This window comes from Actinomyces sp. ICM47 (assembly GCF_000278725.1).
GTDB lineage: Bacteria > Actinomycetota > Actinomycetes > Actinomycetales > Actinomycetaceae > Pauljensenia.
This window is the reverse complement of the sequence record NZ_ALCA01000105.1, coordinates 37,739-47,955: the sequence shown is the minus strand read 5'-3', so window position 1 is coordinate 47,955 and position 10,217 is coordinate 37,739. Positions and strand designations below refer to the sequence as shown.

8 protein-coding genes are annotated in these 10,217 nt (G+C 66.0%); all 8 read right to left on the bottom strand.

Going from position 1 to position 10,217, the window contains the following annotated elements; translation table 11 throughout:
* Window positions 1-3: 3 nt before the first annotated feature.
* Window positions 4-1,257, bottom strand: a complete 1,254-nt coding sequence (gene ftsZ, locus HMPREF1136_RS07425; RefSeq protein WP_009648701.1) for a cell division protein FtsZ — start codon at window positions 1,255-1,257, stop codon at window positions 4-6.
* Between the two features lie 127 nt (window positions 1,258-1,384).
* Complete coding sequence (locus HMPREF1136_RS07420) at window positions 1,385-2,497, bottom strand: cell division protein FtsQ/DivIB (protein ID WP_051023537.1); 1,113 nt, start codon at window positions 2,495-2,497, stop codon at window positions 1,385-1,387.
* Window positions 2,494-3,885 carry a UDP-N-acetylmuramate--L-alanine ligase gene (gene murC / locus HMPREF1136_RS07415; RefSeq protein ID WP_009648686.1) on the bottom strand — a complete coding sequence of 464 codons (1,392 nt, stop codon included), beginning with the start codon at window positions 3,883-3,885 and terminating at the stop codon, window positions 2,494-2,496. The genes HMPREF1136_RS07420 and murC overlap by 4 nt, the downstream gene beginning before the upstream one ends.
* Entirely contained in the window at window positions 3,878-5,002 is a 1,125-nt protein-coding gene (gene murG / locus HMPREF1136_RS07410) for an undecaprenyldiphospho-muramoylpentapeptide beta-N-acetylglucosaminyltransferase (RefSeq protein ID WP_009648714.1), read from the bottom strand. Before murG ends, murC begins: the two co-directional genes overlap by 8 nt.
* Before the next feature lie 34 nt (window positions 5,003-5,036).
* Window positions 5,037-6,293: an FtsW/RodA/SpoVE family cell cycle protein gene (locus tag HMPREF1136_RS07405; protein ID WP_009648712.1), complete on the bottom strand. Its 1,257-nt coding sequence runs from the start codon at window positions 6,291-6,293 to the stop codon at window positions 5,037-5,039.
* On the bottom strand, window positions 6,280-7,725 hold the full coding sequence (gene murD, locus HMPREF1136_RS07400; RefSeq protein WP_009648694.1) for a UDP-N-acetylmuramoyl-L-alanine--D-glutamate ligase: 1,446 nt from the start codon (window positions 7,723-7,725) through the stop codon (window positions 6,280-6,282). The genes HMPREF1136_RS07405 and murD overlap by 14 nt, the downstream gene beginning before the upstream one ends.
* Complete coding sequence (gene mraY / locus HMPREF1136_RS07395; RefSeq protein WP_009648700.1) at window positions 7,722-8,807, bottom strand: phospho-N-acetylmuramoyl-pentapeptide-transferase; 1,086 nt, start codon at window positions 8,805-8,807, stop codon at window positions 7,722-7,724. The genes murD and mraY overlap by 4 nt, the downstream gene beginning before the upstream one ends.
* Window positions 8,804-10,201 (bottom strand): UDP-N-acetylmuramoyl-tripeptide--D-alanyl-D-alanine ligase, encoded by a 1,398-nt coding sequence (locus HMPREF1136_RS07390; protein WP_009648702.1) that lies wholly within the window; start codon window positions 10,199-10,201, stop codon window positions 8,804-8,806. Before HMPREF1136_RS07390 ends, mraY begins: the two co-directional genes overlap by 4 nt.
* Between the last annotated feature and the right edge of the window lie 16 nt (window positions 10,202-10,217).

The following is a 10,217-nucleotide window of genomic DNA, read 5'->3' as shown; positions in this document are numbered from 1 at the left end:
CCATCAGCGCAGGAAGGGAGGAATATCCAGCTCTTCCTTCTCCGGCGCCTCGGGGTAGACGCGAGGCACCTCGAAGGAACGATCAGACTCGTTCTCCTCGTACTCGACGGCGGCCAGAGGCTCAACCACAGCCGAAGCGGACTCGCGCACGGGCGCAGCCACATCCAGGCGATGCTGCGGGCGACGAGTCGACAGCTGCGTGATGCGAGAGGTCTCGGGAGCCGGAGCCTTCGCCCCGGGGGCGGCAGAACGCTTCTGAGCGACGGAGGCAGACACCCGAGAAACAGCAGGAAGCGCCGGGGGAACCTCCGCGACATCGTCGAAGCCAGCCGCAATGACCGTGACACGAATCTCGTCGCCGAGGGTATCGTCGACGACCACGCCGAAGATGATGTTCGCCTCCGGGTGAACGGCTTCGCGCACCAGCTGCGAGGACGCGAAGACCTCCTGCAGGCTAACGTCAGAACCACCCTGGAAGAACATGAGCACGCCGTGGGCACCGTCAATCGACGCCTCAAGCAGCGGGGAGGAGATGGCGCTCTCAACAGCGCGCAGCGCACGATCCTCGCCCGTAGCCGCGCCGATACCCATGAGCGCCGAACCGGCGTCCTTCATGACGGACTTGACGTCGTTGAAGTCGACGTTGATGAGGCCCGGGGTGGTGATCAGCTCGGTGATGCCCTGGACGCCCGAGAGCAGGACCTGGTCGGCAGCGCGGAATGCATCGAGCACGGAGATGGAGACGTCCGAGATCTCCAGGAGACGGTCGTTCGGAATGACGATCAGGGTGTCAACCTCTTCGCGCAGCGTGGTCACACCGCCTTCGGCCTGCGCCGCGCGGCGGTTACCCTCGAAGGAGAAGGGACGAGTCACAACTCCCACGGTCAGCGCGCCGGCCTCGCGAGCCACGCGGGCGACCACGGGAGCAGCACCCGTCCCGGTGCCGCCGCCTTCGCCAGCGGTCACGAAGACCATGTCCGCGCCTTCAAGCGCGGCGGCAATCTCGTCAATGTGATCCTCGGCGGCCTTGCGACCGACGGCAGGATCCGCGCCGGCACCCAGGCCGTGCGTCAGTTCGCGGCCGATGTCAAGCTTCGTTTCGGCATCGGACATGAGCAGAGCCTGCGCGTCAGTATTGACCGCGATGAACTCAACGCCCTTGAGGCCGACCTCGATCATTCGGTTCACGGCGTTAACTCCGCCGCCGCCGACGCCGACGACCTTGATCACTGCCAGGTGGTTTTGCGGTGTCGCCATGGATGTCTCCCTTGCATCAGACCCTCAACCTTTAGTTGAAGGTTGATGTTTAATGTGCTTCGTGTCGGAAAGAAATTAGGGGTCCGCGCGCAATCCTTCAAGCCAACACGCGGACAATGGATAAGACCTAACTGGTCACAGGATGATTGGGCGCCGATACGTCGTAGGTCGTCGCCTTCACATTCGCGAGCAAAGTGGCGAGAACCCGAGCCTTTTGGGGCGCATCTCCGCTGGTTCCCCACTTGACAGTCTGCCCTCCACGCAGGGTGAAATTCACCTGCGTTCCGGTCGAGGTAATCGCGGAAACCTGCGAACGCGTCGACTGGTCTAACGCACCCAACATGGAAGCCACATCAGAGGCTCCCGCGGCGCGATCCCCCGAGAGGGTGACAAGCGGATATCCGCCAACACTGCTCACTCGTTCAAAGCGCACACCCTGATCGTCGACCAGCCAGTAGGTTCCTTCGGCAGCCTCAACCGCGATGCCCGCGCGCATCGTCACGGACACCTTGAGGCTCGTCGGCCACCGACGAGACACCGACGCCGACTTGACGGCCACGTTCTCCTGAACCGCACGCGAGACCGCCTGCGTGTCCAGGCGCGTGAGCGGCACACCCTCGAAAGGGGATACTGACGAACGCACCGAGTCGACGGTCACAAGCGTGCCGTCCTCACCCGTCACCTGAATATTCCCGGTCGACAAGGCAAACAGCGGCGAGAAGAACGCCAGCCATCCCACGCCAACCACGAACGCGACCGTCACCACGGACACCGCGATACGGCGCAGTAACAGCATGCGCCGCGCGCGCGTGCGCTCGCGCAGCCGATCCCCCAGGTCCGTCGCTTCCTCGCTGCCCAGCAGCGTGGCCGCGTCAGCCGCCGCAACGGGAGTCGCGAGTACACCGCGCGTCGTGCGGCGTTCAACGGCGCGCGAGTGTCGTTCCTCGCCCTGCTCGCGGGCGGCGTGCTCAGCACGCGCACGAGCGCGACGCTCGCGCGCCTCCTCCCGGGAACTCTTCTCGCCTCCGCGCTCACGAGTCCTGCGCTGAGCAAAACCCTCCCGAGCGCTGCGTTGGGTTCCCTCACGAGGGCTGCGCTCCTCGCTCCCCTTCCCGGAGCGCACCCGCCGCGACGAGGCCGGGGCTGCCTCGCCGACATCGGGTTCGTCGCCCACAGCGTTGGTGACGGCGGAGGGCCGCTCACGCTTGCCCCCCGGTCGCCTCGGGGAGGGAGGCCTCATACCTCCATCCGCTTCCACTCGTCAAGAACGTCAGTGCCGCAGCGAGTGATTGACCCCGCGCCCATCGTCACACACACGCCGCCCTCGGGCGTCAGGGACGCTGCGAGGCGCGCAGCCTCGTGCATGTCCTCAACGTAGGCAGCACCGGGCACGCGAGAGGAGATCAACGTCGAATCGACGCCGGGTTCCGGATCCTCGCGGGCACCATAGATCCCCGCGAGTACAACGTGGTCTGCGCCGGACAGTGCGGCGGCGAAACGCTCCGCAAAAATACGCGTGCGCGAGTAGAGATGCGGCTGGAAGACAACCGTGACCGCTCCCCCGTCCGCGACGACGCGAGCCTCACGGATCGCTGCCTCCACCTCGGTCGGGTGATGCGCGTAGTCATCGAAGAGACGGCGGGTACCCACCTGGCCGCGGGCCTCAAACCGGCGAGCCGCGCCCGTGAACTGACCCAGTCCGTCGGCAACGGCCTGCGGATCCAGGCCACACTCGATACCAGCCACCCACGCGCCCGCAGCGTTGAGCACGTTATGCTCGCCCGGCACTCCCATGACCAGCTCGGCGCTGCGGTCCCCCCACGCCAGCGAAGCGGTGGCACCACGAGCTTCGACACGTACGTCGGAGATCACGACATCGGGCGTGTGCAGCGCACGACCAGCACGTCCGTAGGTCACGACGCGCAGGCCCTCGGCCCGAGCCGCGGACGCCAAGCGCACCGCGCCCTCGTCCTCCGCGCAGGTCACCAGGAGGCCCCCGGGCACCATGCGGCGAGCGAACTCGACGAAAATCTGCTCAAACTCCTCGCGCGAGTGGTAGCGATCCAGATGATCGGGCTCCACGTTTGTCACGATCTCGATGGACGGAGAATAGTTCAGGAACGAGCCATCCGACTCATCGGCCTCAGCGACGAACACGTCACCCGCACCCAGGTGCGCGCCCGTCCCCAGCTGCGGCAAAACGCCGCCCACCGCCACGGACGGATCCAGCCCGCACACCGCCAGTGCAATCGCCAGCATGCCCGACGTCGACGTCTTGCCGTGCGCGCCCGCCACGCCGACGAAACGCATGCCCGACGCGGCCAGCGCCAGTGCCTGCGAGCGGTGGATAACCCGCTGTCCGCGCTCACGCGCGATCGCCAGCTCCGGGTTACTCTCGCGGATCGCCGTGGACACCACGACGACGGCAGTCGGGTCCACGTGGGAGGCATCATGACCGACGTAGACTCGCACGCCTACCGAACGCAGATGCTCGAGGACAGCGGAATCCTCACGATCCGACCCCTCAACCGTCGCGCCGCGCGAGGCCAACAGCTCCGCGACGACGCTCATTCCCGCGCCGCCGATACCAATCAGATGGAAACGATCCTGCAGCGTCGGCTCACTCATGGCCGTCCTCCTTCACCTGTGCCAATGCCAGATCCGCCAGCGCGCGAGCCGCGCCCGCACGCCCCAGCGACTGCGACGCAGCCGCCATCTCCGCCAGACGCGTCGACCCCAGCAGCGGGAAGACGTTGCTGCGCACAAAGTCGGCGGTGAAATCCTTGTCATCGATGAGCTGCGCGCCACCCGCCTCAACGTGGTCCTTAGCGTTGAGGCGCTGCTCACCGTTACCAATCGGCAGCGGCACGTAGATGCACGGAAGCCCCAGGGCCTCCATCTCGGCGACCGTGCCCGCGCCCGAACGACACACGACCAGGTCCGCCACCGCCAGCGCGTCCTCCATCGTCGTCAGGTAATCAATGACGTGCCAGCGATCCGAAACACCGGCGGCCTCAACGGCGGCGCGTACCGGCTCGTCCTTGCCGCGACCCGTCAGGTGCACGACCTGCGCGCCCTCGGGCAGCGCATCCGCGCCGCCCGTCATCGACTCGTTCACGTGGAGCGCCCCCAGCGATCCACCGGTCACAAGCAGGGTCGGAGCCTCGGGGTCAACCCCCAGGCGTTCAGCGGCCTCGCGGCGCGCCTGCGCAGCCCCCTCGGAGGTTGCGCGACGGTTCGCCAGATCAGCAATGGCGGAACGCAGCGGCAAGCCGGTCACAACCGTCTCACCCACGCGAGCAGCCAGCGGCGACGAGGGGAACGTCAGAGCGACGACCCGCGCGTTGCGCGCACCCACCTTATTCGCCAGGCCCGGACGCGCGTTCTGCTCGTGGATGACGATCGGAACGCCAGCGCGCTTCGCAGCGATATAGGCGGGGGTCGACACGTAGCCGCCAAAGCCCACCAGCACGTCCGCGCCCTCAAGCGCCTGCTCACAGCGCGTGACCGCATCCGAGAAGCGAGAGGGCAACGTGAAGAAAGCCAGCGAGGGGCGACGCGGGAGCGGTACGCGCGGGATCTCCACAAGCGGGAACCCTGCGGCCGGAACCAGGTCCGCCTCCAGGCCCGCCTTCGTGCCCAGCACAACCACCTCGGCGCCACTGTCGCGCAGCTGCGCGGCCGTCGCCAAAAGAGGATTCACGTGGCCGGCGGTTCCGCCGCCAGCCATCACAACCTTGACCATAAGCGTCTCCTTAACGCAAGCGTGAGCTGAAAGTTTATCGAGCGGAGCGCCTGCGGGGTGCCACCCGCGGGTCGCGACCAGCCGAGGCCTCGTCCGGCCTCCCAATCATCCACATCCCCGCGCGCGCACGCGCAAAGGACGCCACGACCGCCACTGAGGTGATCGTGAACAGGAAAGACGAGCCGCCGTAAGACACGAGCGGCAGGGGCACGCCGATGACCGGACCCACGCCCGTCACCGACAAGACATTAATAACGGTCTGCACGCCAATCCACGTGCCGACACCAGAGGCCGCAATCACCACGAAAAGATCCTCGGCCTCGCGCGCCACGCGGAACATACCCCACACGAGCAGCGCCAAACACAGCAGCACCGCAAACGTGCCGAGCAGGCCGAACTCCTCGCCAACGATCGCGAAAATGAAGTCCGTGTGCGCCGCCTGCAGGTAGTTCCACTTCTCACGCGATGCACCCGGCCCAAGGCCCGTCAGGCCACCCGAACCCAGCGCCCACAGCGAGTGGTCGATCTGCTCGGGCGCGGACTCGTCCGGCCCCTTCGACGTACCCGGCAGCACTGCGAGGACGCGACGAATACGCGTCGGATTCGACAACACGAGCAGAACCAGAGTCGGAATCGCCAGCATCAGGAGGACACCAAACCAACGCTTGGGAAGGCCCGCGACCCACACGGCCCCCAGCGCACCCATGGCGACAACCATCGCCGTGCCCATGTCGCGACCCAGCATGACCGCGCCCAGCGCAACGAGAATGGGCAGTACAACCGCGATACTCATTGCTTTCACATCCGAGCGCTTCGACGCGGACTTCGCGACAATCCACGCGAGGAAAACGACGAGCGCCAGTTTCAGCAGCTCTGACGGCTGAGCCATGATCGGCCCCATCTTCACCCAGTTCGCGTTGCCGCCCTCCGAGCGCCCGAGCGGAGTAATAACGAGGCTCTGAAAAACAAGCGCAAACAGAAACAACGGGGCGGCCATGGTCATCAGCGCGCGCTGCGGAATCAGCTGAACAATCGCCGCAATCACAAGCGATGACACAATGATAAGGAGCGGACGCGCGTACGCCGTATACGGATTTTCCCCCTCGGCGATCGACGTCACCGTCTGCGCGGAAAAGCCCATGACGAGACCGAAAAACGAGAGCATCAGAGCCGGAATGATGACCAGAAAATAAGTCATCACCGGATTCGCCTGGTGCTCCTGCCCCGACCCGAAACGGATTCGGGGAACGTTCACCGTCGGAATGTGCCAACCGCGCTTATTCGTCGCCACCCGCGCTCCCCCACTGGGCCGCCAGGCGCCGCACCGCGTCGGCGAAGACGTCGCCGCGCTGACCATAGTTGTCGAACTGATCCCACGACGCGCAGGCCGGGGCGAGCACCACGGTGTCACCCGGACGTGACAGAGCCACGGCCTCGTTGACGACGGAGAACATCCAATCCTCGTGGCCGTCCACCTCGACGAAAGGAACGTCGGGGGCGCAGGCCGCCAGCTCCTTGACGAGCACGCTGCGATCCGCGCCGATCACAACCACGCCACGCAGGGTCGGCTCGACCTGGCTAATGAGTTCCGCGAAATCCTGCCCCTTCGGGTCGCCGCCGACGATCCAGATGGCGCTGCGCGGGGGCAACCCGGCCAGCGAGGCACGGGCAGCGTGGGCGTTCGTCGCCTTCGAGTCGTCGATCCACGTCAGGTCTGCAGCGCGCGCGACGACGGCTCGGCGGTGACCGGCGGGGCGGAAGGCTCGCAAGCCCGCCTCCACGGCCTCGGGTTCAACGCCGTAGGCCCGCGCCAGGGCCGCTGCAGCCAGCGCGTCCGAGAGAACTGCGGGCGAAGGATGGTCTCCGTATGCATCCGCCAGGTCGGAAATATGGGCCAGAGCGATCGCGTGACGGTGACGGTCGTCGACGAACGCGCGATCCACCAGCAGGCCTTCAACGATGCCAAACTGCGAGACAGTCGGGGCACCGAGCGTCAGGCCAATCGCCCGAGCCCCCTCCACGACGTCCGCGTTCTCCACCATGGCCTCAACCGTGCGATCCGCAGCGGGGTACACGCAGGCGCGCACCGTGTTCTCGTACACGCGCGCCTTGTCGGCCGCATACGCTTCGACGCTGCCGTGCCAATCGAGGTGATCGGCGTCCACGTTCAGGCAGATGGAAGCAAGCGGGCGTACCGTGTAGGCGGTATGCAGCTGGAAGCTCGACAGCTCAACGGCGAATACCTCGGCGTCGGAGTCAATCGCGCGCGTGATCGGGGTGCCGATATTGCCGACTTCCTCGGCCTTGACACCCGATGCGCGCAGGATCTCCCCCAGCATGCCAACCGTCGTCGTCTTGCCGTTCGTGCCCGTCACAGTCAACCACGGGCGACCGGCGTGAGGCCCCTCCTCCTGGAGACGCCAGGCCAACTCCACCTCGCCCCACAGGTCGATTCCCGCCTGCGCGCAGGCCTCGAACACGGGGTGATGCGCGGGGATACCGGGGGAAACGACGACGAGGTCGGGGCGTGCCTCCAGCACCGCGCGCACCAAGGCGTCTGCGTCCTCCTCAACGTGGACGCAAACGTCCGCGACCTCGTCGAAAAACAGCGTCGCGGCGGGGCCAGCCGCAAAAGCGCTCACGCACCAGTCGCGGGACAGAAGAGCGCCCGCGGCACCCTGGCCGGACTTACCCCAGCCGATAACAGCAGCACTGCGGCTCATCGAGCAGACACCCACTCGGCGTAGAAGATACCCGCGCCGGTGACAGCGATAATCGCGGCGATCAGCCAGAAGCGGATGACGATGGTGACTTCCTTCCAGCCCATAAGCTCGAAGTGGTGGTGCAAGGGTGCCATGCGGAAGACCCGCTTACCCGTCGCCTTGAAGACGCTGATCTGAATGACGTCGGACAGAACGACTGCCACGAACAGACCACCGACGACGATGGCAAGAAGCTGCGTCTGGGTGAGGATCGACAGGCCGGCCACGGCACCACCGAGGGCCAGGGAACCCGTGTCGCCCATGAAGATCTGCGCGGGGGACGCGTTCCACCACAGGAAGCCGGCGAGCGCACCGATGAGAGCGGCGCAGAAGATCGCCAGGTCCAGCGGGTCACGCGTCGAATAGCAGGCCGCACGGTTCACGTCCGGCTGCGTGCACGCCTGAATACGCTGGAAGTAGGCGATGAAGGTGTAGGCACCGAAGACGAAGATCGACACACCCGCCGCCAGGCCGTCCAGGCCGTCCGTCAGGTTGGTGGCGTTCGACCAGGCCGTGACGATGAGGTTCGTCCAGATGAGGTAGAGGATGACACCGATGACCATGCCGGCGAATCCGAGAGTCAGCGGCGTCGGACGGGCGAAGGAGATCTCCAGCGTACCCGCGAGTTCACCGAACTCGTTGGGCCGGATCAGAGTGCCACCCGCGAACAGGGAGGCGACGGCGACCTGGCCGACAATCTTGCCCGAGGGGTGCAAGCCCAGCGAGCGCTGACGCATGATCTTGATGCCGTCATCAAGGAGACCAATGGTTCCTAGGCCCACAAAGAGGAAGGCCAGCAGGATGCCCGACCACGAGGGGCCAGCACCCGCGACGAGCGCACCAATCAGCCAGGCGACCACGGTCGCCAGGATGATCACAACGCCGCCCATCGTCGGCGTTCCACGCTTCGTCAGGTGCTGCGTCGGCCCATCCTGGCGGATGAATTGGCCGTAGTGATGCAGCACCAGGAAACGGATGAGCAGCGGTGTGCCCATCACAGACAGCGCCATCGCGATGATGAACGCAGCGATAAGACCAATCACCGGGTCATTCCCTTCTCCCGCAGGATGTCAGCCACCTGCCATGAATATGAACCAAAAGAACCCTTCACCAGGACGACGGCACCGTCCGCAGCGAATTCCAGAGCCAGGCGGGCTGCGTCGGCAGGATCTTCCGCAACCACACGGTTGGTCACCGCGCTGGCTCCCTCCAGATAGTAGTGCGCGTCGGCACCCAGGCCAATAAGCGTCTCTACGCCCGCCTCGGCAACCATCGCGCCAACCTGCTCATGCAGAGGTTGAGAGTCCTCCCCCAGCTCGAGCATCTCCCCCAGGACCGCGATCTTCCGGGACTCAGCGCCGATCGATGCGAGCGCGGCGATCCCCGCGCGCATCGAGTCGAGGTTCGCGTTGTAGGAGTCGTCGATGAGAGTGAGCTCGCAGCCATCCACGGCGAGCTCATGCACATCCATGCGGTGGGGACTCAGGGCGCGGGCGTTCGAGAGCACCTTGGCCACGGTCTCCAGGTCCACGCCCAGGGTAAGGGCACCCGCGGCGGCCGCCAACGCATTGGCCACGTGGTGGCGGCCAACAATTGCCAGCGAAACCTCGGCACTGCCCTCAGGCGTCACCAGAGTGAAGGACGCACGATCCGCGCGGTCCATGTGCACGTCGCACGCGCGCACGTCCGCGCGCTCGTTGCCCGAAGCAGAGAAGCGAACAATCGTGCCAGTCGCCAGAGGAGCCATCGCCTCGACGTTCGGATCGTCGGTGTTGAGAATGACAGGCCCGCCGGGACGGGTGCCCTTGATGAGTTCGGCCTTCGCGGCAGCAACGCCCTCGAAACCGCCGAAGCCACCCACGTGAGCATGGCCCACACACAGCTCAATGGCCACGTCCGGGGAAACAATATCCGTCAGGTACGTGATATGGCCGGGACCCGACGCACCCATCTCCAGGACCAAGTGTCGCGTCGTCTCGTCAGCCTGCAGGACAGTCAGGGGCAGCCCGACCTCATTGTTGAACGACAGCTTGGGAGCCACCGTCGGCCCGTCAGCGCTCATGATCTGGAAGAGCAAGTCCTTCGTGGTCGTCTTGCCCACGGACCCCGTCATCGCGATGACGTCCAGCGCCCCAGTGGATCGCAGCGCCTCGACGTGCGCGCGAGCAAGGGCACCCAGCGCCTCAGTCGAATCCTCGACGACGATCTGTGCCACAGCCTCGTCAACCTCATGCTCGACGATGACGGCGACCGCTCCGCGCTCCACGGCACCGGCCACGAAGGCGTGCCCGTCGGCACTCTCACCGCGACGCGCGACGTACAGCGACCCCGCCTGCGCCTCTCGGGAATCGGTCACCACGCTTCCGGTGACGCCCACGTCGTTTCCCACGAGGCGGCCAGAAACCGCCTCAGCAATCCACTGCGCTGATGTCCGCATGCTTCTTCTCCTTCAG

What these genes read in the sequence shown, in the direction of transcription:
- ftsZ (WP_009648701.1), bottom strand. Translation starts at nt 1,257, where the DNA reads ATGGCGACACCGCAAAACCACCTGGCAGTGATCAAGGTCGTCGGCGTC.
- HMPREF1136_RS07420 (WP_051023537.1), bottom strand. Translation starts at nt 2,497, where the DNA reads ATGAGGCCTCCCTCCCCGAGGCGACCGGGGGGCAAGCGTGAGCGGCCC.
- murG (WP_009648714.1), bottom strand. Translation starts at nt 5,002, where the DNA reads ATGGTCAAGGTTGTGATGGCTGGCGGCGGAACCGCCGGCCACGTGAAT.
- murC (WP_009648686.1), bottom strand. Translation starts at nt 3,885, where the DNA reads ATGAGTGAGCCGACGCTGCAGGATCGTTTCCATCTGATTGGTATCGGC.
- murD (WP_009648694.1), bottom strand. Translation starts at nt 7,725, where the DNA reads ATGAGCCGCAGTGCTGCTGTTATCGGCTGGGGTAAGTCCGGCCAGGGT.
- HMPREF1136_RS07390 (WP_009648702.1), bottom strand. Translation starts at nt 10,201, where the DNA reads ATGCGGACATCAGCGCAGTGGATTGCTGAGGCGGTTTCTGGCCGCCTC.